This window comes from Nocardia sp. NPDC050697 (genome assembly GCF_040654395.1).
Taxonomy (GTDB): domain Bacteria; phylum Actinomycetota; class Actinomycetes; order Mycobacteriales; family Mycobacteriaceae; genus Nocardia.
On sequence record NZ_JBFAHY010000002.1, the window covers coordinates 609,091 to 631,735 of the forward strand.

Consider the following 22,645-nt stretch of genomic DNA (forward strand, 5'->3'; position numbering starts at 1 on the left):
TTTATCGTGTTTTTCGAAGGGTCGTGTGAGTCACCCGTGGTGAGCATTGCTGTCAACAAGGGCCGAGAGAATGTGGCGATGCTCGGTATCGGTGCGTATCGACCCGCCCGCCTCGTGAGCAACGACGAGGTCTGCGAGGTCCTCGACTCCACCGATCAGTGGATCTTCGAGCGCAGCGGGATCCGCAACCGGCGCTGGATCAGCGGCGAGGAGACGGTCCGCACGATCGCCGTCGCCGCCGCCGAGCGGGCCATCGTGAGCAGCGGGATCGACCGCGCCGAGATCGGCACCGTCATCCTGGCCACCGGCACCTGGCCGTACAAGACCCCGCACGGCGCCCCCTCGATCGCCTACGACCTCGGCATCAACGGGGTCGCGGCCTTCGATCTGGAGAGCGGCTGCGGTGGGTTCTGCTACGGCCTCGGTGTCGGCGCGGATCTGATCAGGGCCGGGTCGGCGAAGTACGTGCTGCTCATCGGGGTCGAGACCATGTCGGTCGGGATGGACCCGCACGATCGCGGCACCGCCTTCATCTTCGGTGACGGCGCGGGCGCGGTGGTGATCGGCCCGAGCGAGGAAAACGGCATCTCGCCGACCGTCTGGGGCAGCGACGGCGAGAACGCGCTGGCCATCTCGCAGAACTACGACATCCTCGCCTACGAGGACCGCGCGGAGGAGCTGCAGGGCACCGACCCGGCCGCAGATCCGGTCGGCCGCATGGTGATCCGGATGGAGGGGCCGCGGGTCTTCCGCTGGGCCGCGGTGACGCTGCCGCGCGCGCTCTCCACCGCGCTCGAGGTCTCCGGGGTCTCCAAGGAGGAGCTCGAGGTCTTCATCCCGCACCAGGCCAATGCCAGGATCAACGAGCTCATGAAGAAGAACCTCGGCCTCGCCGACGAGATCCCGATGGCGAACGACATCGAGAACACCGGCAACACCTCGGCCGCCTCCATCCCGCTCGCCATCGAGGAGATGCTGGTGAGCGGGAAGGCGAAGGGCGGCCAGACCGCGCTGCTGCTCGGCTTCGGCGCCGGGCTCAGCTACGCGGGCCAGGTGGTCACGCTGCCGCCCGCGCCGAAGGAGCCGAGCTTCTGATGCGGCCGTTCCGGGCCGGGTTCCTGGCCGCGGCGGCGCTCACCGTCGCCGGGGCCGTCACCGGCCGTGAGCGCTGGCAGTGGCTGGGCAAGCCGCTGCTCATGCCGCTGCTCGCCGCCGACGTCGCGGTGGCCGGGAAGGCGATCGACCCGGCCGAGCGGAGCACGCTGCTCGCGGCGCTCGGCGCCGCCACCGTCGGCGATGTGCTGCTCATCGACCCGGACGACGACCGCAGGCTGGTCGCGGGCGCCTCGGCGTTCGGGGTCATGCAGGGCTGCTACGCCGCGCTCTGGTGGCGCCGCGGGGCCCGGCCGACCGCCGCCGCCGCGGTGCCGCGGCTGCTGGCCTGGGCCGGGGCCGCCGGGCTGCTGCGGATGCGGGCGCCCGCGGTGGCGGCGCCGCTCACCGGGTACGGCCTCGCGCTCGGCGCGGCCGGGGTACTCGCCTCGGACCCCGATCTGGCGCCGAACTCGCCCACCGTGGCCGGGGTCGTCCTGCCGGACGAGGACCCGCGCAGCCGGCTCGGGCTCGGCGCGCTGCTCTTCACCGTCTCGGACGGGCTCATCGTGGCGCGCAGGCTGCTGCTGCGCGGGGAGCGCTCGCGGCGGGTGGCCGAGGGCGTCATCCTGGCGACCTATGCCGCGGCGCAGTACCTGCTCGCCGACCCGGCCGCGCACGCCTCAACCCCGTAGCCGGAGCACCGCGAGCACCCGGCGGTGGTGCGTGTCGGAGGGCGGCAGGTCGAGCTTGGTGAAGATATTGCCGATGTGCTTCTCCACCGCCCGCTCGGTGACGTGCAGCGCGGCCGCGATGGCGGCATTGCTCAACCCCTGCGCCATCCGCTCCAGCACCTCGCGCTCGCGCGGGGTGAGCCGGTCCAGGCCGGTCCGGCCCGCGTTCATGAGCTGGCTCACCACCTCGGGGTCGAGCGCGGTGCCGCCCGCCGCCACCCGGGCGAGCGCCTCGACGAACTCGCGGACGTCGGCCACCCGGTCCTTGAGCAGGTACCCGACCCCGGCCGCGCCCGCCGCGAGCAGCTCGGTGGCGTAGCGGGTCTCGATCCACTGCGAGAACACCAGCACGCCGGTGCCCGGGTGGCCGCGGCGCAGTTCGAGCGCGGCGAGCAGCCCCTCGTCGGTGAAGGTGGGCGGCATGCGGATATCGACGACCGCCACGTCGGGGCGGTGCTCGGCGACCGCCGCGATGAGCGCGGTGGCGTCGCCCGCCATGGCGACCACCTCGTGGCCGTGGTCGGCGAGGCCGTCGCGCAGGATCGCGGAGTCCTCCGCGATCACCACTCGCAGTGGCGCGGTCACGGCAGGGCCGCCCGGAGTCCGGCCCACTGCCGGGGAGCTGGGCCGGTGCCGTGCGCGCCCCATTGACTCACTCCGGCACCGCCACCGGCAGGGTCACCGTGACGACGGTGGGCCCGCCCTCGGGGCTCACGACGGTGAGCTCGCCGTCCACCGAGCGGGCCCTGGCCGCGAGCCCGGCCAGCCCGCCGACCGGCTGCTCGGAGACCGGAGGCGGCAGCACCCCGCCGCGCCCCTCGTCCCGGACCGTCAGCGCCAGCGTCTCCGCGTCGCTGCGCACCCGCACCACCGCCGCCCCGGCCCCGGCGTGCTTCACCACATTGGTGAGCAGCTCCGCCACCGAGAAGTAGGCGATCGCCTCGATCGCCGGGCTCGGCCGCACCGGCAGCGCGCAGTGCAGCTCGACCGGGACCGCGCACCGCGCCGCCAGGGTCTCCAGCGCCGCCTCCAGCCCGAGTTCCAGCGCGGGCGGGTGGATGCCGCGCACCAGCTCGCGCAGCTCCACCAGCGCCTCCTTGGTGCCGGCGTGCGCCGCGGTGACGAGGTCGCCGACATCGGCGCCGGACCGCAGCCGCTGCTCGGCGCGGCCGAGCGCCATGGCGATGGTGACCAGCCTGGCCTGGGTGCCGTCGTGCAGGTCGCGCTCCAACCGGCGCAGCGTGACGGTCGAATCGTCGACCGCGGCACGCCGTTTCGCGGTCAGCTCGGCCAGCTCCCGATCCCGCCCGGTGGGCGCGAGCAGCCCGCGGACCAGCAGCCCGTGCAGCAGCGCGGTCCCCCGCAGCAACCACGGCGCAACCAGGCAGCAGAGCACGCCGATCGCGCCGACCAGCAGCACCCGCGGCCAGGAGTCCACGTAATAGTCGCCGAACTGGATGAAGGAGTGGTGCTCGACGCCCCGCGCGTCGACATTCACCGGGTCGGTGAGCAGCCAGATCAGCGGGGAGAGCGCGAGCATCCCCGCGATGCCGACCGCGAGCAGCACGTTCCAGCCCGCCACCGCGCCCAGCGGCACCTGCAGCACCAGGAAGAGCAGGGCCCGCCAGGAGGTCCGGTCACCGAAGGCCCCCGTCAGGAAGCCGACCAACCCCGGCTTCGGCGCGAACGGCGGCGGCTCCGGCACCGCGACCCCGAGCAGCGCCGCCGCCAGCGCCCGGTACACCCGGCCCCACACCCGCCCGCCGAGCAGCACCAGCGCCACCAGCGGCACCCCCACCAGCAGCACCGTCAACGACAACCCGATCCCGAACCCGATCAGCAGGTACAGCCCCACCAGCCCGCCGAGCGGGACCGCGAGCAGCACGAAGGCCAGATCGCGCCAGGTGCGGGCGCGGAAGGGAGCGAGCAGGACGGCGCGGGCCGGGGTTTCGGTCATGAATCCATGCTCGCCGCCCCGGTGCGCGCGGGCGAGGAGGCGAGCCGCCGAATTCCCGGTGTAGCCAGCACCACCCCGTACGATCTGCCGCATGACCTACCCCCCGCCCGGGTACCCGCAGCAACCCTACTTCCGGCCGCCGGACCACCCGCAGGCCACCACCATCATCATCGTCGGCGTGCTCGGCCTCGTGCTCTGCCAGTTCCTCGGCCCGGTCGCCTTCGTCATGGGCGGCAAGGCGCTCAAGGAGATCGACAACTCCGGCGGCGCCATCGGCGGCCGCAGCACCGTCCTGGCGGGCTACATCTGCGGCATCATCGGCACCGTCATCCTGGTCCTCACCATCCTCGTGATCGTCGTCGCCATCATCATCGCCGTCGTCGCGGGAACCTCGACAACCTCGACGTACTAGCATGTCCGGGTGCCCGACCCCGAGACGCCCGAGCCGGTGGGACCCACGGAGTGGGGGGAGCATCCGCACGGGCTGGGGCCGTGGCGGGCGGAGTACGGGAGCGAGCCGCCGGACGATCCGCGGCTCGATCCGGAGCTGCTGGAGACCGGGGACCGGCGGAATGTGGTGGACGCGTACCGGTACTGGACGCGGGAGGCGATCGTCGCCGATATCGACGCGCGCAGGCACCCGTTCCACGTGGCGATCGAGAACTTCGGGCACGACGCGAACATCGGCACCGTCGTCCGCACCGCCAATGCCTTCGCCGCCGCCGCGGTGCACATCGTGGGCAGGCGGCGCTGGAATCGCCGCGGCGCCATGGTGACCGACCGCTACCAGCACCTGGAGCACCACGAGAGCACCGCCGAGCTGGCGGCGTACGCGCACAGCGCCGGGCTGCGGGTGGTCGCGGTGGACAATGTCCCCGGCGCGGTCCCGCTGGAGACCGCCACCCTCCCGCGCGACTGCCTGCTGCTCTTCGGCCAGGAGGGCCCCGGCGTCACCGACTCCGCCCGCGCCGCGGCCGCGCTGACCGTCTCGATCGCCCAGTTCGGCTCGACCAGGAGCATCAACGCCGGCGTCGCGGCCGGTATCGCCATGCACGCCTGGATCCGGCAGCACGCCGACCTCGGCACCGCCTGGTGACGAGAGCCCGGCGCATGCCGCACCGGCGCGCCGCACCGGGACACGGCCGGAACGGTCACGAATGGGCCGCGAATCCCCGCGCCGACCTGGCACCATGGACGGTATGACCTCGCGGAGCGGCCGCCCACAGTCCGAATCGAGCGGCGCGGCGACCCCCGCGCTGTGGTCCGAGCGCGCGGACATGGCCGAGTCGGCGATCCTCTCCCGGCACCTGCGCTCGGTCTGGGTGCTGCCGCGCACCGCGCTCGGCGTGGTCGGCTGGCCCGCCACCCGGCGCGAGCGCGCCTTCTTCAACTGGCACTACTGGTGGCAGGCGCACCTCATCGACTGCGCGGTGGACGCCGCCAACCGGGTGCCGACCCCGGCCCGCCGCCGCCGGGTCGCCGCGCTGGCCCGCAGCCACCGGCTGCGCAACCTGACCGGCTGGACGAACAAGTACTACGACGACATGGCCTGGCTCGCCATCGCGCTGGAGCGCGCCGAGCGCACCCAGGACCTGCCCGCCCGCCGCGCCCTCGGCGCGCTGGAGAAGGCGCTCTACGACGGCTGGGACCCGGCCCGCGGCGGCGGCCTGCCCTGGCGCATCGGCTCCGACTTCTTCAATGCCCCGGCCAACGGCCCGGCCGCCATCGCGCTCACCCGGCTGGGCTACCGGGGCCGCGCCCAGGAGATGTCGGACTGGCTCGACGCCAGGCTGCGCGACCCGGAGTCCGGGCTCATCCTGGACGGCATCCACCTGCCCTCCGGCGAGATCGAGCGGCCGGTCTTCAGCTACTGCCAGGGCGTCGTGCTCGGCCTGGACGCGGAGCTCGCCGCGCACACCGGCGACCAGCGGCACCTGGACCGGGTGCACCGGCTGCTCGGCGCGGTCCGCACCGCCATGACCACGAACGACGTGATCAACGGCGGTGGTGGCGGCGACGGCGGGCTCTTCAACGGCATCCTCACGCGCTACCTCGCGGTGGTCGCGGTCATGCTGCCCGGCGACGACCCGGTGCAGGAGGAGGACCGCAGGATCGCCGCCGCGCTGGTGCGGAAGTCGGCCGAGGCGGCGTGGGCGAACCGGCTGGAGGTCGAGGGCGAGCCGCTCTTCGGCAATGACTGGAGCAAGCCCGCGCAACTGCCGGGCAACAGCGTCGGCGCGGGCCGCTTCACCAGCGGCGGCTCGGTCACCGCCTCCGCCGTCCCGGAGCGCGACCTGGCCGTCCAGCTCTCCGGCTGGATGCTCATGGAGGCGGCCTACCAGGTCGCCGCCGCCGGGCTCTAACGCTCCCTGATCACCTGGATCGGCATGGTGTCGAGGTCGTAGTCCTCGATCGGCCGCGCCATCTCCTGGCGGTACTGCCTGACCCCGAAGATCGTGCCGAAGACCAGCGCGAGCACCAGCCCGACGATGACCACCGGCATGAGCCAGGGCAGCCGCTGCAGGAAGCCGCCGGCGTAGTAGCCGATCAGCAACAGCACGGGGGCCCAGATGACGGCGCCGATGGTGCTGGCGATCGTGTACTTGCGGTGGTCCATCCCGGCGGCGCCCGCCACCATCGGGCAGAGCGTGCGCACCCAGGGGATCCAGCGCGCCACGAGCACCGCGAGGAAGCCGTGCTTGCGGAGCAGGTCGCCGACGCGCTGCAAATTCTTGGCATTGATGTAGCGGCCGTTCTTCCGCGCCACCATGTGGTGCCCGGTGCGCTGGCCGATCACGTACCCCACCTGGTTGCCCGCGATGGCGGCGACCATGGCCCCGCCGGAGAGCGCCCAGACGTGCGCCTCCCCCGAGGCGTGCGAGGCCATCACGATGCCCGCCGTGACCAGCATGGAATCGCCGGGCAGGAAGAGCCCGAGCAGCACCGCGCACTCCAGGAAGACGAAGGTGAGCACCACCGCCCACACCACCGCCGGGCCGGCCGAGACGAGCGGATCGAAGGTGCCGACCGCCAGAAATTGCTGCACTCCGGACACCTGCTAGCGAATCCGCTCGCTCAGCGCCCGAGAACCCGCCCCGGCGTACCGAGTCCCCATCGTGCCGAGAGCCACCAGCGAAATCACCTTGACAACAGTACCGGTTTCCCGGAGTTTCGCTCGCGCAGCGGTGGCACGCCCCTGCTGGGCCGCGAACATGCCCTGGCCTAGGGTGGTGACCGACATATGTGTCTCTTTCGCCGCACTCAGCCAGTGCCGCTCAACACGGAGGTCTCACCAGTGCCTATCGCGACTCCGGAGGTCTACGCCGAGATGCTCGGCCGGGCCAAGGCGAACTCCTTCGCATTCCCCGCCATCAACTGCACGTCGTCGGAGACGATCAACGCGGCCATCAAGGGCTTCGCCGACGCGGGCAGCGACGGCATCATCCAGTTCTCGACCGGCGGCGCGGAATTCGGTTCCGGCCTCGGCGTCAAGGACATGGTGACCGGCGCGGTGGCGCTGGCGGAGTTCGCGCACGTGGTGGCCGCGCGGTACGGCGTCACCATCGCGCTGCACACCGACCACTGCCCGAAGGACAAGCTGGACGGCTTCGTCCGCCCGCTGATCGCGATCTCCCAGGAGCGCGTGAACGCCGGGCAGAACCCGCTGTTCCAGTCGCACATGTGGGACGGCTCCGCGGTGCCGATCGACGAGAACCTGGAGATCGCCCAGGAATTGCTGAAGACCACCGCCGCGGCCAATATCATTCTCGAGGTCGAGATCGGTGTTGTCGGCGGCGAGGAGGACGGCGTCGAGGCGGAGATCAACGACAAGCTCTACACCACCGCCGACGACTTCGAGAAGACCATCGCGGCGCTCGGCGCGGGCGAGAACGGCAAGTACCTGCTCGCCGCCACCTTCGGCAATGTGCACGGCGTCTACAAGCCGGGCAATGTGAAGCTGCGCCCCGAGGTGCTGGCCGAGGGGCAGAAGGTGGCCGCCGCCAAGCTCGGCCTCGGCGCCGACGCGCAGCCCTTCGACTTCGTCTTCCACGGCGGCTCCGGCTCGCTCAAGTCCGAGATCGACGCGGCGCTGAACTACGGCGTGGTGAAGATGAACGTCGACACCGATACCCAGTACGCCTTCACCCGCCCGCTGGCCGCCCACATGTTCACCAACTACGACGGCGTGCTGAAGATCGACGGCGAGGTCGGCAACAAGAAGGTCTACGACCCGCGCAGCTACCTGAAGAAGGCCGAGACCTCGATGGCGGCGCGCGTGGTCGAGGCGTGCAATGATCTGAGGTCCGCGGGGAAGTCGATCAGCGCCTGACCCCTGACTCCACACGAGGGCTTGAGCACATGAGTCTCGATGTGCGCGTGCTCGGGTCCGTCGAGCTGCTCGTCGGCGGTGTGCCGGTGGCGTTCGGCGGGCCCAAGCCACGGGCCTTGCTCGCCGCGCTGGCGGTGAACCGGCGCCGGGCGGTCTCGTCGTCGGCGCTCGCCGAGATGGTGTGGAACGAGGACCCGCCGGACTCCTACTCCGCGAGCCTGCAGGTCTTCGTCTCCAATCTGCGCAAGGCGCTGCGCAACTCCGGTATCGACCCGGCGCTGGTGCTGCGCACCGAGGCGTCCGGGTACCGGCTGGAGGTCTCCGAGGAGGCCTGCGATCTGGGTCGCTTCCAGGCGGCGCGGGAGGCGGGCGCGCGGGCGGCCGAGGCCGGGGATCACGCCGGCGCCGCCCAGCACTTCGCCGCCGCGCTGCGCGAGTGGCGCGGCCGGGCGCTGGCCGACCTGGCCGGGCTGCAGTTCGCGGACAGCTTCGCCACCGCCATGGAGGAGGAGCGGCTGCTCGCCACCTCGGCCCGGTTCGATGCCGAGATCGCCTGCGGCCGTGCCTCCTCGGTGATCGGCGAGCTGGTCGCGGTGACGAACGAGCACCCGCTGCGCGAGCCGCTCTGGGGCCAGCTCATCACCGCGCTCTACCTCTCCGGCAGGCAGGCCGACGCGCTCGACGCCTGCCGCCGGGTGCGCACCGTGCTCGCCGACGAGCTCGGCATCGACCCCGGCCCCGCGCTCATCGAGCTGGAGCAGCGGGTGCTGCGCCAGGAGCCGCTGCACGCGGGCGAGCACCGGCGCACCGGCCAGCTCGCCGCGGCCATGACCGAGACGGTCACCGAGACCCCGCGCACCGTGCGCAGCGGGCAGCTGCGGCTCGCCGACGGCCGCGCCGTCGTCATCCCGCCGAGCGGAATCCGGATCGGCCGGATGACCGACAACGACCTGGTCCTCGACGACCCCAAGGCCAGCCGCTACCACGCCGCCATCACCCCGACCAGGGCCGGGCTGCTGATCAAGGACCTGAACTCGGCGAACGGCGTCTTCATCAACGAGGAGGCGATCGACGAGGGCGCGCCGCTGGCCGACGGGGACAATATCCGGATCGGTGCCACCGTCCTCACGTTCCATGCCGATCGCTGAGTGGCTCGGCCGAGGGCCGGTCGGCTGAGTGCGGCTCCGCCGGGGACCGGGCGCGGATCGCGGGATCCGGCGAGTGCCGGGCCGGTGCGGCCGGTAGGGTCGCACGCGATCGGGTCCGGTTGGTCTGCCGACGAGGGGAACTGCGCTGATGACGGGGTCTGCGGGGATGCGGACGATGGCGGTGCTCGGTGCGGTGCTCTGCGCCGCGGGCGTGCTGGCGAGCGGCCCGGCCGCCGCCGAGGAGCCCGCGCCGGTGCCGGGCACCGGCCCCTGCGTGACCGACCCGCCGCCGGTGCACGAACCGCTGGTGCCGAAGACGCTCGAGGTGCCGATCCCGTACCCGGTCGTCACCGTGCTCCCCCCGGAACCGCCCGCGCCGCAACCGGTCCGGCAGGAGACGGCGCTGCCCGACGACCCGTGCCACAACCCCTGCCCCGAGCTCACCGACCAGCCCGACCCGCCGCCCAGCGTGGCCCGCCGCCTCGGCATCCCGGAGCTGCTGCTCAACCCGCAGCCCTTCTACTTCGCGCTCCCCGCCCCCGGGGTCGTTCCGCCGCCGCAGCCCCCCGCGCCGGAGCCGGTGCGGCCGCCGGTCGACCCGGCCCCGCAGTCGCCCGCGCCCGCGGCGCCGCGGGTCGGCGAGGTGCGCGAGGTGGCCAAGCAGACCGGCGCCTCCTCGATCAACCGCACCGACAAACGCTGGCAGGTCGAGGGCACCGACCTCGGGATCATGTGGGAGAGCGCGCCCGGCGAGATCGCCATGGCCTTCGGCGACACCGTCGGCAACGGCTTCCACCCGCCGGGCGGCATGGGCGGCGACTGGCGCAGCAATGTGCTCGCCTTCAGCACCGACCGGGAGCTGAGCGACGGCGTCACCTTCGACCGCATGGTCACCGACGGCCGCTGCCACGCGGCCGAGATCCTCTCCAGCCGCAAGATGGACAATGTGGAGATCACCACCATCCCCACCTCCGGCTTCGCCATCGGCTCCCGGCAGTTCCTGAGCTACATGTCGATCCGCACCTGGCACAGCGCGCCCGGCACCTTCTACACCAACTACGGCGGCATCGCCTACTCCGACGACGGCGGCAGCACCTGGACCGAGGACCCGCACGCACGCTGGGACAATATCTTCGGCGTCTCCAACTTCCAGGTGAGCGCGATGGTGCCGCAGGGCGAGTACGTCTACCTCTTCGGCACCCCGAACACCAGGCTCGGCGCGGTCGGGCTGGCCCGGGTGCCGAAGGACCAGGTGCTCAACACCACCGCGTACCAGTACTGGCGGGACGGGGCCTGGACCCCGGTCGGCGGCGCCGCCGCGGCCACCCCGGTGGTCGACGCGCCGGCGGGCGAGCTCTCGGTGCGGTTCGACGCCGAGCGCGGGGTCTGGCAGATGAGCTACCTGGATACCGCCAAGGCCGCCATCGTGGTGCGCGAGGCGGATTCGCCGCAGGGCGTCTGGTCACCGAGCACGCCGACGGTGAGCGTGCTCGACTACCCGGAGCTCTACGGCGGCTTCATCCACCCGTGGTCGCGCGGCGGTGACCTCTACTTCACCATCACCACCTGGAGCGATTACAACGTCTACCTGATGCACGCCGAGCTCGGCTGAATCAGCCGAGCCGGACCTCGGCGACCGCGCGCCCGAAGAGCTTGCGCCCCTCCGAGGTTCCGGAGAGCAGCACCGTCGCGGAGCGCCGCTCGGGATCCAGCGACTTGATCCGGCCGCCGAACTCGACCGTGCTCGGCGCCGTCGTGTGCACCGGGACGAAGCCGGAGAACCGCACGCTGAACTTCTCGATCGCGGTCGGGTCGCCGAGCCAGTCGGTCAGGTACCCGGCGGCCAGCCCCATGGTGAGCAGGCCGTGCGCCACCACCGTCGGCAGCCCGGCCAGCTTGGCCGCGTGCTCGCTGAAGTGGATGGGGTTCGGGTCGCCCGCGACGCCCGCGTAGTTCGCCAGGTCGCCGCGGGTGAGCCGCGCGGTGCCGGTGGGCAGCTCGTCGCCCTTGGCCAGCGCCGCGAAATCCGGGATGGTGTGCGGCGCCCGCTCCCGCCGCGGCGGGTTCTCCGGGGCCGGGCCGATGCCGAGCGGAATCAGCACGTCGCTCTCGTCCAGCGCGCCGACCTGCTCCATCGGGCGCGAGTGCATGACGATGTTCTCCACCGCCGTCACCAGGTCGGCGTCGACCTCGGCGCCCCGGCGGGCCACGATCGTGGTGGTGCCGGAGACCGCGACCTCGCCCTGCTCGTTGGTGAGCGCGAACCGCACGTTGACGAAGTCGTTGTCGCCGAAGTTGCGGATCGAATCGATCAGGAGCTCGCTGGAGACGGAGTCGCCCGCCAGCAGCGGGCGGTGGATCTCGAAGACCTGGTCGGTCTGCAGGATCTGCGAGATGTCGTACTCGGTGAGCACCGAGTCGAGCAGGGCGCGGGTCGCCGCGAGGCCGATCACCGAGGAGAAGGTGGGCGGGGCGAGCACCCGGCTGTAGCCGAGCGCCGCCGCGTCCGCCTCCCGGTGGTGCGCGCCGTGCCCGTTCTGTACCGCCCTGGCGAACTCCCTGATCTTCTCGCGCCCCACCTCGTAGCGGTCCCGTACCCGGAACCGCTGACCGGTGAGCGTCTGTGTCTGCGCCACGTCCTTAACCCCCGAAAGCGTCGTCGTCTGATCGCGCATGATGCGGAAATGCTACTGGCGTGAACGGACGGTGACCGCTCGGGGTTCAGGGCGTGCCGGTCTGCGGCTCGCAGACCTTCCACCCCGTGTCGGTGCGCTGCAGGTCGAAGGTGCGCTCGGTCTTGGTGTTCGGGTCGGAGCGGATGAAGACCGTCGCCTGTGCCAGCGCGGTGGCGTCGGTGACCCGCACCGCGTCCACCTTCTCCACCACCGGGATGCTCCCCGACTGCTGGGAGACCTGGTGCACACCGGCGAAATCGTCCTCCGAGATGCCCTGGTAGTAGTCGTGCAGCGCGCCGCAGGTGGAGCCGCGCAGCCCGGCCAGATCGCCCCGGTCCAACGCCGAGGTGTACTGGGCGATCGCGTTCCGCACCTGGGTCTCCGGCGGATCCTCGCCGCCGCCGGCCAGCGCGGCGATGATCGCCACCAGCGCGACGATCAGCACGACCACCGCGCCGCCGATCAGCAGCAGCTTCTTCTGGCCCTTGCGCTGCTCGGCCGGCTGTTGCTGCTGCTGCGGCTCGATCCGCTGCGGCGGGGCGATCGGGCGCTGCTGCTGCTGGGCCGGGCGGGTCGGCTGGATGTCGGCGGGGGAGGGGGCGGAGGACTGGCGGGGTTCGGGCGGGCGCTGCGGGTCCGAGGGGCGGGTCTCCTCGACCTGGTGCGGGCCGGTCGGGCGCTGGGCGCCCGCCTGCTTCGGGCCGGGGGCCGGGCGCGGGGTGCTCGGCGGTTTGCTCAGCGGGACCGCGCCGGGCACCCGGTCGGTGCGCTGGATCCGCTGCGTCACCCCGTCCGGGTCGCCCTGCTGCTGCACCGGGAAGGCCTGGGTCGGGGCGTCGGCGTTCCCCGCGGGTGGGACCGCGCGCATCGCGACGGTCTCGTCCGCCGAGTTGTCCTCGGCCTCGGGTCGCGCGATCTTCTCGGTCTTGTCCGCGGCGTTCTGCGGTTCGCTGCCCGCGGGGGGCTGCGGACTCTTGCCGGTAGCCGGGGGAGCTGCCTGCGTAGTGCCGTTGGCCTGCGGTGCCGCCCCGCCGGAAGCCTTGGCGGGCTGTGGAGGAGTCCCGCCGGGTGCCTGCGGAGTCTTGCCGGGCTGCGGCGGGGTCCCGCCGGGCGCCTGCGGAGCCTTGCCGGGCTGCGGTGCAGTTCCACCGGGAGCCGTGCCACCGGCGGCCTGCGGAGGCGTCCCACCGGCCGACTTCGGCGGGCCGGCCTGCGGCGGCTTGGCTGCGCCGGGCCCCTGGGGCGATCCGCTACCACCCTGCGGCGGCTTGGCCCCTGCGGGCGCTTGCGGCGCCCGGTTCCCGCCCGGTCCCTGAGCCGAGCCGGGCTCAGCCGGGCCCTGCGGCCTGTTCCCCGCGGGTGCTTGCGGCGGCCTGTTCCCGCCGGGTCCCTGGGGCGCACCGGCACCGCCGGGTCCTTGCGCCGGCCGTGCCCCGGCAGGTTGCTGCGGCGGCCTTCCGCCGGACCCTTGCGGTCCAGCGCTCCCCGGGCCCTGTGGTTGCTTGGCGCCCGCGGGTGCTTGCGCCGACGTGCTCGCACCGGCTCCCGGAGGCGCGGCGCTCCCCGGGCCCCGGGGCTGCTCGGCTCCGGTGGGTGCTTGCGGCGGCGTGCTTCCACCGGCTCCCTGAGGCGCGGCATTCCCCGGGCCTTGCGGCTGCTTGGCTCCACCGGGCCCCTCGGGCGCGGCGCTCTCTGGACCCTGCGGCGGCTTGCTTCCGCTCGGCTCCTGGGGCGAACCCGGCCCTTGCGGCGCCCCGGCCGGTCCAGGTGCTGGCGCAGGCTTGTTCCCAGCAGCCCCCTGCGGAGTCTCGCCCCCGGCGGGTGCCTGTGGCGGCTTGGGGCCGCCAGCGGCAGCACTACCCGCGCCCTGCGCAGGCTTAGCCCCGGCGGGAGCCTGACCACCGCCGGCCCCCTGCGCCGTTCCGGCCGCATCCGCCGCCTCGGAAGCCGCTACCCCGGCCGGCTCACCGTCGCCCGCCGGCGCAGCTTGTGCACTCCCCGCCTCTTGCCGGTCACCCTCGGGTGCCCCGCTCCCCGTTCGCGCAGCACCAGCGCCCTGCACCCCACCGCTCACCGGACCACCCCCACCGGGCGTCTGCGCGGACCGACCCGCATCATCCGTCCCGGAACCCGAATCCCCCTGCCTCCCAGCAGAACTACCCAACTCCACCTTCTCGGTCACCGCATCACCCCCCTGACCAGCAATAGCCTCCGTAGGCGCGGAATCTCCGGATACCGGGTTCGTCTCGTCGTTCGGGTGGGACACCTACTACCCCTCGTTCCAGGCCGGGTCTTGTGAGTTGCGCGCCAGCCTATCGAGCATTTCCGGGAGCGGTGCACAATGATCCCCATGACCTCGTTCGGTGATCTGCTCGGCCCGCAGCCGGTCCTGCTTCCGGAACTCCACGACGCGGAGGACGCGCTGGACGGCGGCGCCGATCCGGTCGTCGTCGCGGCCGCGCACCCGTCGGCCTCCATCGCCTGGGCGCACCTGGCCGAGGCGGCGCTCGACCGGGCAGGCGAGGGCGAGGTGAACCACGACGTGGTCGCCGCCTACGCCTTCGCCCGCACCGGCTACCACCGCGGCCTCGACCTGCTGCGCCGCAACGGCTGGAAGGGCTTCGGCCCGGTCCCGTGGAGCCACGAGCCGAACCGCGGCTTCCTGCGCAGCGTCGGCGCGCTGGCCAGGGCCGCGAAGGCGGTCGGCGAGAGCGACGAGTACGCGCGCTGCCTCGACCTGCTCGAGGACTGCGATCCGAGGGCGGCGGCCGAGCTCGGCCTGGACTGACCCGCCGGTGACGGCGGCGCGCGATCGGGTGAGGGCCGCGGGGCTGAGCTCCGCGGACCGCTTCCGCCGCTCCGCGGACCGGCTGCGCACCTCGGCGCTGCCGATCCTGCAGTGCTCGGTCGGCGCCGCGCTGGCCTGGTTCATCGCGCACACCGTGATCGGCCACCCGCAGCCGTTCTTCGCGCCGACGGCGGCGGTGGTCTCGATCGGCATCTCGTTCGGGGCGCGGGTGCGCCGCTCGGTGGAGCTGGTGGTCGGCGTCGCGGTCGGCATCGGCATCGGCGACGTCTTCATCTCCCGGGTGGGCACCGGGGTCTGGCAGATCGCGCTGGTGGTGGCGGTCGCCATGGCGCTGGCGATCTTCCTGGACGGCGGCTCGATCATCTCCATCCAGGCCGCGGGCTCGGCGGTGCTGGTGGCGACGCTGCTGCCGCCCGCCTCCGGCGGTGACCTCTCCCGGATGGTCGACGCGCTGGTCGGCGGGCTGGTCGGGGTGGTCGTGGTGGCGGCGATCCCGCTGCACCCGGTGCGCCGCGCCCGCAACCACGCCGCCGACGTCCTCGCCGTCACCCGCGACGCCCTGCTGCAGGGCGGCGAGGGGCTGCTGGAGCAGGACCCGGAGAAGGTGCGCGCCGCGCTCACCGCCATGCGCGCCACCCAGCCGCAGATCGACGCGCTGCGCTCCACCCTGGAGGGCGGCAGGGAGATCAGCCGCATCTCCCCGCTGTACTGGAATTCCCGCGCCCGGCTGGAGCGGGTCGGCGCCACCGCCGACCCGCTGGACAACGCGGTGCGCAATGTCCGCGTGCTGCTGCGCCGCTCGCTCAGCCTGATCCGGGACGACGAGATCCTGGACCAGCGGCTGATCGACGCCGTCGAGCAGCTCGGCCACGCCGTCGAGGTGGTGCGCCGGATGATGCTCGCCGACCCGGGCGAGCAGCCCGACCAGGCCGAGGCCGCCCGGGTGCTGCGCAGCATCGCCAAGGCCGCCCGACCGGAGCTGGTCGCAGGCGCCGGGCTCTCCGCGCACGTGGTGTTCGCGCAGCTCAGGTCGGCCGTCGTGGATCTCATGCAGGTCTGCGGGATGAAGCGGATCTCGGCCATCGCGCTGCTGCCGCCCACCGTGGAGAACCCGTACGTGCGCCCGGTCGAGTAGTCGAGTAGTGCGCTACTCGCGTCCCGGCGGCGCGGAATCCCTAACGTTCTCCCCGGGCCGAGCCACGAGGGGTGCGCGGCCCGAAGCTTCGGTCGGCGGGGCCGCGCTCCCACCTCGGTGGGATCCCGCGGGCCGAATGCGGTCGCCCGGCTCCTCCCCGGTGAGCCGGGCGACCCACCCTACGTCCAGAACCGGGTGAGGTAGCCGCCGTAGCGGGACCAGAGCTCCGGCACGCCGGAGAGCTCGAAGAGCCAGTAGACGACGTCGAAGAAGACCGCGTTGATCGCCGGGGTGAAGAGCAGCGCGAAGACCAGCAGCATGCCGAACGGTTCGAACTGCTCCAGCCCACGCCTCGTGCGGTAGCTCAGCGATGGCTTGAGCACCCCGTACCCGTCCAGCCCCGGAATCGGCAGGCTGTTCAGCAGGGCGGCGGTGACCTGCAAAAACGCCAGGAAACTCAGCCCGAACCAGAATGCCGCGTGCTCGCTCGAGCTGCCGAACACCCGCACGACCGCCAGCAGCAGCACCGCGAAGACCAGGTTCACCAGCGGCCCCGCCGCCGAGATCAGCCGCTGCACGTGCTTGGACGCGAAATCGGTGCGCACGTACACCGCCCCGCCGGGCAGCCCGATCCCGCCGAGCGCGATGAACACGATCGGCAACCCGATGGAGAGCAGCGGGTGGCTGTACTTGAGCGGGTTCAACGTGAGATAGCCGCGGATCTCGACCTCCCGGTCACCCGCCCGCCAGGCCGCGTAGGCGTGCGCGAACTCGTGCACGCAGAGCGTCACCACCCAGCCCGCCACCACCAGCGTGAAGACACCGGCCTTGGCCCGCACCGAATCCAGCTCGGCGGTCCAGGCCAGCACTCCGCCGCCGATCGCGACCGCGAGGACGAGCAGGAAGATCGGGCTCGGGCGCACCGCGCGCCGCGTCGCGGGCAGGCTCATCGCACCAGCAGCCAGGGCTCGTGGTGCCGGTAGAAGCTGGCGCGCTTGACCACCCGGTCGCTCGCGACGCCGTCCCTGGTTACCACCGCGCCCGGCGTGCCGAGCTGCGCCGCCCTGCCCTCCAGCCAGCGCCGCCTGCGGAACCGGCGCCGCACGCAGGCCCGCACCCCCGGCTCCGCGAGCGACGGCGAGACCAGCAGCGCCCGGACCGCCCCGGTGAAGAGCCGCTGCTCGTCCACGTAGACCTCGCCCTCCAGCGCCGCGCCCTCCGGCCCGGTCAGCGTGGCCCGCCCGACCAGCACGGTGCCGGTGTCGTCCCGGATCAGCGGGGTCTCCGCGGCCCTGCCCTCCAGCGCGCGCTTGGCCGCCGCGTTGCCGGTGCCGGTCTGGTAGGCGCGGGAGCCGTAGGTCTTCTCCACCGGCACGTAGCCGATCTCGACGTGCAACCGCTCGGTCCGCATGAGGTGGGTGAGCACGGCGGCGAGCGCCGCGTCGGCGCCGAGCACGATGAGCCGGGGCTGGCTGTCCGCGGCGAGCACCGGGAGCAGCTCGTCCACCACCGAGGTGGCCGGGACCGGATCGGTCTGCGTGGTCGGCTGCGAGGCGAGCGCGATGGGGACGGGCGCGTCCGCACAGCGGAGAACGTGGGTACTCACCGTGGCCGTACACCTTCCTCGGTCCGACGACCGCCTGCGCTCCGCCCGCCGCGACCGGCCGATCGCCGGTCCGCACCGTGCGAGCTTAGCCGCGCGCGGCACAGCGTGGAGAACAGCGGTTCCCGGCCGTGCGAGGCCGGTCGGCTAGACTGTCCTCCCGGCCACCGCCCCAGTACGGCAGGTAGCTGCAGCACAAGGGGTGCTGCGCCTCGAACCGTAGGAGTCAGCACCATGCCGGCAATCGTCCTGATCGGCGCCCAGTGGGGCGACGAGGGAAAGGGCAAAGCGACCGATCTGCTCGGTGAGCGGTTGCAGTGGGTGGTCCGGTACCAGGGCGGCAACAATGCCGGCCACACCGTGGTGCTTCCGAACGGTGACAAGTTCGCGCTGCACCTCATCCCGTCCGGCATCCTCACCCCCGGCGTCACCAATGTGATCGGCAACGGGGTCGTGGTCGATCCCGGTGTGCTGCTGGACGAGCTGGCCGGGCTGGAACAGCGCGACGTCGACACCTCCGGGCTGCTGCTCTCGGCCGACGCGCACCTGATCATGCCGTACCACGTCGCCATCGACAAAGTGACCGAACGGTTCCTGGGCAACAAGAAGATCGGCACCACCGGCCGCGGCATCGGCCCCTGCTACCAGGACAAGGTGGCCCGCGTCGGCGTCCGGGTGGCGGACGTGCTGGACGAGAAGATCCTCACCCAAAAAGTCGAGGCCGCACTGGAATTCAAGAACCAGGTGCTGGTCAAGATCTACAACCGCCGCGCGCTCGACCCGCAGCAGGTGGTCGACGAGGTGCTCGCCCAGGCCGCCGGCTTCACCCACCGCATCGCCGACACCAGGCTGCAGCTGAACGAGGCGCTGGAGCGCGGCGAGACCGTGCTGCTGGAGGGCTCGCAGGGCACCCTGCTCGACGTCGACCACGGCACCTACCCGTACGTGACCTCGTCCAACCCCACCGCGGGCGGCGCCGCCGTCGGCGCCGGGATCGGCCCGAACCGGATCGACACCGTGCTCGGCATCCTCAAGTGCTACACCACCCGCGTCGGCTCCGGCCCCTTCCCCACCGAGCTCTTCGACCAGTACGGCGAATTCCTCGCCAAGCAGGGCGGCGAGGTCGGCGTGACCACCGGCCGCGCCCGCCGCTGCGGCTGGTTCGACGCCGTGATCGCCCGCTACGCCACCCGCGTCAACGGCATCACCGACTACTTCCTCACCAAGCTCGACGTGCTCTCCAGCCTGGACCGCGTGCCCATCTGCGTCGCCTACGAGGTCGACGGCGAGCGGGTCGAGCAGATGCCGACCACGCAGACCGGGTTCCACCACGCCAAGCCGATCTTCGAGGAGATGCCCGGCTGGTGGGAGGACATCTCGCACGCGCGCACCTTCGAGGAGCTGCCCGCCAACGCGCAGGCGTACGTGCTGCGGTTGGAGGAGTTGTCCGGGGCGCGGATCTCGTGCATCGGGGTCGGGCCGGGGCGGGATCAGACGATCGTCCGGCACGACGTTCTCGGGTGAGGTGATCGCCCGCCCCCGTGCGGAACGCGGCGCTACGCTGTGTACCCGCGCGGGAGGGAGAGCGATGACGACAGCAGGCCGAACGGCCGTCCGCTGGATGCTTCCACTGCTGGCATCCGCGGTGCTCCTGCTCGGCTGCGGCGCCGAGGAGAGCACCGTCACGGTGACATCCGAATCGCCGAGCCCGACCGAATCGGCTCAGGACCGCAACCTCCGCATCCGCGAGCGACTCCTCCAGCTCGGCTGCACCACCAATTCCTGTCTGCAGACCTACTTCGCCTGTCAGGACGGCACCCTCACCGGCGACCCCTGCCTCTTCTACCGGGAGCACCCGCTGCCCTGACGGGATACACTCCTCGCCGGAGGGGGACAGCATGCTGTTGAGAATGAACATGTCCGGGTGGGAAGTGCACGATCAGCCGCAGGAGCGGCGTGAGTGACCTGTCGGTAGCGCTGCCGAGCCTCAATGGCTTCGCCGCGGATCTCAGGGATTCGCAGGCCTGTTCGACATCGAACGCGGCCCGCTTGTTGCCGGCGGTGGCCTTGCCCGCGGAGTCGACCGGATTGATCTCGACCCTGGCCCGCGCCGCGGAAAAGTTCCGCAATGCGGTGGGCACAGAGCTCAGTGCGGAAGCGTCCGCCGTCGAACTTCTCGGGACGAACCTGTCGACCGCGGCGGGCCGGTTCGCCCAGACCGAGGACGCGTCAACCGCTGGGCTCTCCGGAACCCCAGGCAGTTCGATCGCGGTCAGCGCGCCACTCAACGGTGACGAAGGTGGGGTGAGCCGATTCGGCGGGCTGCAACTTCCCAGCCTGGCGGAGGTCACGGAGGAGCCGCGGACTATTCGTCGGCTCGTCCAGTCCGTCATCGAGGCGCTCTCCGTTTATGACGATCGGGTGAGCTCCGCCACCGGTCTCAGACCAACGATCGATCTGCTGACTCCGTTGGCGGCCGACTGGGAAGCTGTGCGGGCGATCGGTAAGCGAATCGGATTGCTAGGGATCAACGACTATGTGACGCAGGGCAATCTGGCATCCGGCACCAATTGGTTGATGGGCTTCTGGTCCGGTGCGGCGGCCCAATCGTTCGCGGCGAGTTCGACCGCATTGGCACAGACAACTGGCGCGAGGAGTCTGGATTTCGAGGCGGTGTCGAAGACGGTCGAGGCCGGCGGCGCGTACATCGAACGGCTGGTCTATAACCAGGCGGCGGACCTGTGCGAAAGAATCTTGCAGCCGATGTCCTTCCTGGGGGCAACGTTCCCGCTCGGCGCGTGGGCGCCCTACATCGACAAACCGATCAACAGCGCGATGCGGTCGGAAATCAGCGCAGGTCTGCAATCACTGGAAACCGAGACCTCCTCGCGTCAGCAACGGATTCAGGCAGCGGTTGACAAGGTCGCGGCGGTGTTGGATTACATTCCGAAGCGCTCGACACCTTCGCTCGTCGGTACCGAATTCGATCTCCCGAACAAGATCGCAGTCGGCCTCGGCGTGCGTCGATTCGGGTATGGCGACACTGTGTGGTGGGAGGATCGATTCGATGCCATATTCTGACACTGTACTGCGAATTGCGGGGATCTAGCGATGGTTGAGGTTCCCGGCATGCCGACACCGCCGAAGCCCGATCCCGGCCAGGGTGCCCACGGTTCGCAGCCCCTGTACGCACGCTGGGATGATCTGCAGTTCTTCGATCAGATGATCGTCGCGGTGGTGGCAGCGGACTCCGCCGGCCTGCACAACGCGGCCGACCATCTGGAGCACTACCTCGCGAACAACGGCGATCCGGTGACGCTGGACCCCGATCGGATCATGAACGACGAGCCCGCGTTGAAGCGGCATTTCGACAAGGTGATCACCGAGTACATCTGGTCTGTCGTGAGCAGCGTCGGTCAGGTCAGCGCAGCCGCGACCTCTGCTTCGTTCCAGACGAGCTGGTACGAATACACCTTCGACGACAGGGACTGGTACCTCGCGATCGGATCGGTCGAGGCGGCCGCCTCCGGCGTTGTGCGAATCGATAGAGTGGACGCCTCCGCGTATCGGATCGATCTCGATTATCAGTGCCATCTCGCCGATCGGTACAACTGGGACGGTGACAAAACGACCGAGATCGCCGGGTTCACGTGGACCGATCGGGAACTCGGGGCACTGCATACGGCAGGCCTGGCCAAAGAATTCGATATGTCCGGTTCTTCGACGATCAAGCACTACTCCGGAGATCTGCCTGCCATGAGCGATCTGAATCTTCCGCCACCGAGTGGAACCGGGACGCCGCGATGACTGGCGGTACTCGCCCGGGGCGGGTGTGGTTGGCGTGGTTCCTCAGCCTGTGTGTACTGGTCGCGCTGGGTCTGTACGGATGCCAGCGCGCGACCAATCACGCGGTCGACCGGATGAAAGTGCCCGATGCCGAGGAATCAGTGAGCCAGGAACTGGTGCGGGAAGCCACCGACTATGGCGATTGGGTCCTGCCATCCGATTCCACGGTACTGCTCGTCAAACGAGAGATAATCCGGGATCGGAAGTATCAGATCGCGGTGCGGACGACTCCCGACGGCCTCGCGGCAATGTTGGAGCAGTCGCGATTTCCCGCTCAGTTCAGCCTGCGCACGCGGTTCGGCCTTATAGAGACCATCGCAGGGCCGCCGTTGGCCTCGTCGCCCAGGGTGGAGCAGGCGCAGGAAGCCTGGTTCACCTCGGCGGCCGGAAAGGTGATGATCCGCGACGTCACCGTCGACATACGCGACGACAACACGCGGTTCGTCCACATCGAGTTCCGCGGCGTCTAGAACAGCGTCGGCTCACCGAACCCCGACGTCCGCTCGATAGCGAGCATCCGCTGCTTGGTATCAACCCCACCCGGCGCCGAAAACCCGTGCAGCGCATAGTCGGCGGCAAGCACCCGATGACACGGGATGATGAGCGGAATCGGATTCCGCCCCATCGCCCGCCCCACGGCCTGCGCCCCACGCGGCGCCCCCGCCAAAGCAGCGACCTCCCCGTACCCGATGGTCCGCCCCGGCCCCACCTCCCGGATGATCCGATAGATCTCCCGATGAAACTGCGGCACCCCGGACAGATCCAGCGCGATCCACCGCAGATCGTCCAGCTCCCCGGCGAGATGGCCACGGATAGCGGCGACCGCGGCCGCGATCTCCCCGGCCGGGGCCGCGCTCAGCGGCGGCGCGCCGTCGCGCTCGGTGAACCGGGCCCGCAGCAGTTCCGGATCGGACTCCGGTAGCGCGAACCCGGTCACCGCGGCACCGCGCCAGCTGAGCGCACACGCACCCAGCTCGGTATCGAAGACGACGGTCGCCATGCCCCCAGTCTGCCGGTACGCACCGACACGTTCGGCGCAGACCGGCCCGACGGAAATCAGGCCACTTCCCGATCAGTGGACCTTTCGGTGCCGCCCCGGCGCGTTTCCGCCGAACTGGCCTCCCTGGCCCGCAGCGCGGCCAGATCGGCCAGCTGCCGGTGCAGGTCGTAGGAGGACGGCCCGGGGTCATTGCGCGGGAACGAACGGAAGCGCTCCGGATACCAGGGCGGTTCGCCGTCCTTTGGCGCGTAGTAGTAGGCCAGCAACCCGAAGCCGACCAGTGCGAAGAGGGTGAGAAGTGCGGTCATAGGAATGA

Annotated in this window: 24 protein-coding genes; 15 read left to right on the top strand and 9 right to left on the bottom strand. The window is 71.4% G+C overall.

Annotated features, from left to right (window positions below):
- The first annotated feature begins 36 nt into the window (after positions 1-36).
- Both AB0H71_RS10390 and AB0H71_RS10395 read left to right on the top strand, forming a co-directional pair.
- Positions 37-1,095 carry a beta-ketoacyl-ACP synthase III gene (locus AB0H71_RS10390; protein WP_357017630.1) on the top strand — a complete coding sequence of 353 codons (1,059 nt, stop codon included), beginning with the start codon at positions 37-39 and terminating at the stop codon, positions 1,093-1,095.
- Entirely contained in the window at positions 1,095-1,787 is a 693-nt protein-coding gene (locus tag AB0H71_RS10395; protein WP_357017632.1) for a lysoplasmalogenase, read from the top strand. The genes AB0H71_RS10390 and AB0H71_RS10395 overlap by 1 nt, the downstream gene beginning before the upstream one ends.
- Here AB0H71_RS10395 and AB0H71_RS10400 read toward each other — a convergent pair.
- Both AB0H71_RS10400 and AB0H71_RS10405 read right to left on the bottom strand, forming a co-directional pair.
- Complete coding sequence (locus tag AB0H71_RS10400) at positions 1,776-2,399, bottom strand: response regulator transcription factor (protein WP_357018485.1); 624 nt, start codon at positions 2,397-2,399, stop codon at positions 1,776-1,778. The two genes, AB0H71_RS10395 and AB0H71_RS10400, sit on opposite strands and share 12 nt — an antisense overlap.
- Before the next feature lie 79 nt (positions 2,400-2,478).
- On the bottom strand, positions 2,479-3,783 hold the full coding sequence (locus tag AB0H71_RS10405; RefSeq protein ID WP_357017635.1) for a sensor domain-containing protein: 1,305 nt from the start codon (positions 3,781-3,783) through the stop codon (positions 2,479-2,481).
- Positions 3,784-3,874: 91 nt separating this feature from the next.
- On the opposite strand from AB0H71_RS10405, the gene AB0H71_RS10410 reads away from it, so the two are divergent.
- The 3 genes from AB0H71_RS10410 (at position 3,875) to AB0H71_RS10420 (ending at position 6,146) form a co-directional block, all read left to right on the top strand.
- The gene (locus AB0H71_RS10410) at positions 3,875-4,195 is read left to right on the top strand and encodes a DUF4190 domain-containing protein (RefSeq protein WP_357017637.1); all 321 of its coding nucleotides are present in this window, start codon (positions 3,875-3,877) and stop codon (positions 4,193-4,195) included.
- A gap of 9 nt (positions 4,196-4,204) precedes the next feature.
- Positions 4,205-4,879: an RNA methyltransferase gene (locus tag AB0H71_RS10415; protein ID WP_357017640.1), complete on the top strand. Its 675-nt coding sequence runs from the start codon at positions 4,205-4,207 to the stop codon at positions 4,877-4,879.
- Between the two features lie 181 nt (positions 4,880-5,060).
- Positions 5,061-6,146 carry a glycoside hydrolase family 76 protein gene (locus AB0H71_RS10420; RefSeq protein WP_357018488.1) on the top strand — a complete coding sequence of 362 codons (1,086 nt, stop codon included), beginning with the start codon at positions 5,061-5,063 and terminating at the stop codon, positions 6,144-6,146.
- Here AB0H71_RS10420 and AB0H71_RS10425 read toward each other — a convergent pair.
- Positions 6,143-6,829, bottom strand: coding sequence for a DedA family protein (locus tag AB0H71_RS10425; protein ID WP_357017643.1), 687 nt, complete (start codon positions 6,827-6,829; stop codon positions 6,143-6,145). The two genes, AB0H71_RS10420 and AB0H71_RS10425, sit on opposite strands and share 4 nt — an antisense overlap.
- A gap of 249 nt (positions 6,830-7,078) precedes the next feature.
- Between AB0H71_RS10425 and fbaA the strand changes: the two genes are divergently transcribed.
- From fbaA to AB0H71_RS10440, 3 genes are all read left to right on the top strand, one after another.
- Positions 7,079-8,113 (top strand): class II fructose-bisphosphate aldolase, encoded by a 1,035-nt coding sequence (fbaA, locus tag AB0H71_RS10430; RefSeq protein ID WP_357017646.1) that lies wholly within the window; start codon positions 7,079-7,081, stop codon positions 8,111-8,113.
- A 29-nt stretch (positions 8,114-8,142) separates the two neighbouring features.
- The gene (locus tag AB0H71_RS10435; RefSeq protein ID WP_357017649.1) at positions 8,143-9,261 is read left to right on the top strand and encodes a BTAD domain-containing putative transcriptional regulator; all 1,119 of its coding nucleotides are present in this window, start codon (positions 8,143-8,145) and stop codon (positions 9,259-9,261) included.
- A gap of 166 nt (positions 9,262-9,427) precedes the next feature.
- Entirely contained in the window at positions 9,428-10,873 is a 1,446-nt protein-coding gene (locus tag AB0H71_RS10440) for a DUF4185 domain-containing protein (protein WP_357018491.1), read from the top strand.
- 1 nt (position 10,874) lies between these two features.
- Here the strand turns inward: AB0H71_RS10440 and AB0H71_RS10445 are convergent, their stop codons facing one another.
- Together AB0H71_RS10445 and AB0H71_RS10450 are read right to left on the bottom strand one after the other, a co-directional pair.
- Positions 10,875-11,897, bottom strand: coding sequence for a fused (3R)-hydroxyacyl-ACP dehydratase subunits HadA/HadB (locus AB0H71_RS10445; protein ID WP_357017651.1), 1,023 nt, complete (start codon positions 11,895-11,897; stop codon positions 10,875-10,877).
- An 85-nt stretch (positions 11,898-11,982) separates the two neighbouring features.
- Complete coding sequence (locus AB0H71_RS10450) at positions 11,983-12,804, bottom strand: hypothetical protein (RefSeq protein ID WP_357017654.1); 822 nt, start codon at positions 12,802-12,804, stop codon at positions 11,983-11,985.
- Positions 12,805-14,286: 1,482 nt separating this feature from the next.
- Between AB0H71_RS10450 and AB0H71_RS10455 the strand changes: the two genes are divergently transcribed.
- On the top strand, positions 14,287-14,724 hold the full coding sequence (locus tag AB0H71_RS10455) for a DUF3151 domain-containing protein (RefSeq protein WP_357017657.1): 438 nt from the start codon (positions 14,287-14,289) through the stop codon (positions 14,722-14,724).
- Between the two features lie 28 nt (positions 14,725-14,752).
- Positions 14,753-15,880 carry an FUSC family protein gene (locus AB0H71_RS10460; RefSeq protein WP_357018494.1) on the top strand — a complete coding sequence of 376 codons (1,128 nt, stop codon included), beginning with the start codon at positions 14,753-14,755 and terminating at the stop codon, positions 15,878-15,880.
- 179 nt (positions 15,881-16,059) lie between these two features.
- Here AB0H71_RS10460 and AB0H71_RS10465 read toward each other — a convergent pair whose 3' ends face one another.
- Positions 16,060-16,830 (bottom strand): site-2 protease family protein, encoded by a 771-nt coding sequence (locus AB0H71_RS10465; RefSeq protein ID WP_357017659.1) that lies wholly within the window; start codon positions 16,828-16,830, stop codon positions 16,060-16,062.
- Positions 16,827-17,486, bottom strand: coding sequence for a hypothetical protein (locus tag AB0H71_RS10470; protein WP_357017662.1), 660 nt, complete (start codon positions 17,484-17,486; stop codon positions 16,827-16,829). The genes AB0H71_RS10465 and AB0H71_RS10470 overlap by 4 nt, the downstream gene beginning before the upstream one ends.
- Positions 17,487-17,717: 231 nt before the next feature.
- On the opposite strand from AB0H71_RS10470, the gene AB0H71_RS10475 reads away from it, so the two are divergent.
- From AB0H71_RS10475 to AB0H71_RS10495, 5 genes are all read left to right on the top strand, one after another.
- The gene (locus AB0H71_RS10475) at positions 17,718-19,007 is read left to right on the top strand and encodes an adenylosuccinate synthase (protein WP_357017665.1); all 1,290 of its coding nucleotides are present in this window, start codon (positions 17,718-17,720) and stop codon (positions 19,005-19,007) included.
- Positions 19,008-19,071: 64 nt separating this feature from the next.
- On the top strand, positions 19,072-19,350 hold the full coding sequence (locus tag AB0H71_RS10480) for a hypothetical protein (RefSeq protein WP_357017668.1): 279 nt from the start codon (positions 19,072-19,074) through the stop codon (positions 19,348-19,350).
- Positions 19,351-19,439: 89 nt separating this feature from the next.
- On the top strand, positions 19,440-20,564 hold the full coding sequence (locus AB0H71_RS10485; protein WP_357017671.1) for a hypothetical protein: 1,125 nt from the start codon (positions 19,440-19,442) through the stop codon (positions 20,562-20,564).
- Between the two features lie 30 nt (positions 20,565-20,594).
- Positions 20,595-21,290 carry a hypothetical protein gene (locus AB0H71_RS10490; protein ID WP_357017674.1) on the top strand — a complete coding sequence of 232 codons (696 nt, stop codon included), beginning with the start codon at positions 20,595-20,597 and terminating at the stop codon, positions 21,288-21,290.
- 29 nt (positions 21,291-21,319) lie between these two features.
- Entirely contained in the window at positions 21,320-21,799 is a 480-nt protein-coding gene (locus AB0H71_RS10495; RefSeq protein ID WP_357017676.1) for a hypothetical protein, read from the top strand.
- Here AB0H71_RS10495 and AB0H71_RS10500 read toward each other — a convergent pair.
- The gene (locus AB0H71_RS10500; protein ID WP_357017678.1) at positions 21,796-22,329 is read right to left on the bottom strand and encodes an MGMT family protein; all 534 of its coding nucleotides are present in this window, start codon (positions 22,327-22,329) and stop codon (positions 21,796-21,798) included. The genes AB0H71_RS10495 and AB0H71_RS10500 overlap by 4 nt on opposite strands.
- A gap of 56 nt (positions 22,330-22,385) precedes the next feature.
- Positions 22,386-22,637 (bottom strand): hypothetical protein, encoded by a 252-nt coding sequence (locus tag AB0H71_RS10505; RefSeq protein WP_357017680.1) that lies wholly within the window; start codon positions 22,635-22,637, stop codon positions 22,386-22,388.
- Between the last annotated feature and the right edge of the window lie 8 nt (positions 22,638-22,645).

Excerpts from the sequence above, each read along its gene's own strand:
- AB0H71_RS10395 (WP_357017632.1), top strand. The coding sequence starts at position 1,095 with ATGCGGCCGTTCCGGGCCGGGTTCCTGGCCGCGGCGGCGCTCACCGTC.
- AB0H71_RS10405 (WP_357017635.1), bottom strand. The coding sequence starts at position 3,783 with ATGACCGAAACCCCGGCCCGCGCCGTCCTGCTCGCTCCCTTCCGCGCC.
- AB0H71_RS10410 (WP_357017637.1), top strand. The coding sequence starts at position 3,875 with ATGACCTACCCCCCGCCCGGGTACCCGCAGCAACCCTACTTCCGGCCG.
- AB0H71_RS10420 (WP_357018488.1), top strand. The coding sequence starts at position 5,061 with ATGGCCGAGTCGGCGATCCTCTCCCGGCACCTGCGCTCGGTCTGGGTG.
- AB0H71_RS10435 (WP_357017649.1), top strand. The coding sequence starts at position 8,143 with ATGAGTCTCGATGTGCGCGTGCTCGGGTCCGTCGAGCTGCTCGTCGGC.
- AB0H71_RS10440 (WP_357018491.1), top strand. The coding sequence starts at position 9,428 with ATGCGGACGATGGCGGTGCTCGGTGCGGTGCTCTGCGCCGCGGGCGTG.
- AB0H71_RS10450 (WP_357017654.1), bottom strand. The coding sequence starts at position 12,804 with ATGCGCGCGGTCCCACCCGCGGGGAACGCCGACGCCCCGACCCAGGCC.
- AB0H71_RS10455 (WP_357017657.1), top strand. The coding sequence starts at position 14,287 with ATGACCTCGTTCGGTGATCTGCTCGGCCCGCAGCCGGTCCTGCTTCCG.
- AB0H71_RS10465 (WP_357017659.1), bottom strand. The coding sequence starts at position 16,830 with ATGAGCCTGCCCGCGACGCGGCGCGCGGTGCGCCCGAGCCCGATCTTC.
- AB0H71_RS10475 (WP_357017665.1), top strand. The coding sequence starts at position 17,718 with ATGCCGGCAATCGTCCTGATCGGCGCCCAGTGGGGCGACGAGGGAAAG.
- AB0H71_RS10480 (WP_357017668.1), top strand. The coding sequence starts at position 19,072 with ATGACGACAGCAGGCCGAACGGCCGTCCGCTGGATGCTTCCACTGCTG.
- AB0H71_RS10490 (WP_357017674.1), top strand. The coding sequence starts at position 20,595 with ATGGTTGAGGTTCCCGGCATGCCGACACCGCCGAAGCCCGATCCCGGC.
- AB0H71_RS10500 (WP_357017678.1), bottom strand. The coding sequence starts at position 22,329 with ATGGCGACCGTCGTCTTCGATACCGAGCTGGGTGCGTGTGCGCTCAGC.
- AB0H71_RS10505 (WP_357017680.1), bottom strand. The coding sequence starts at position 22,637 with ATGACCGCACTTCTCACCCTCTTCGCACTGGTCGGCTTCGGGTTGCTG.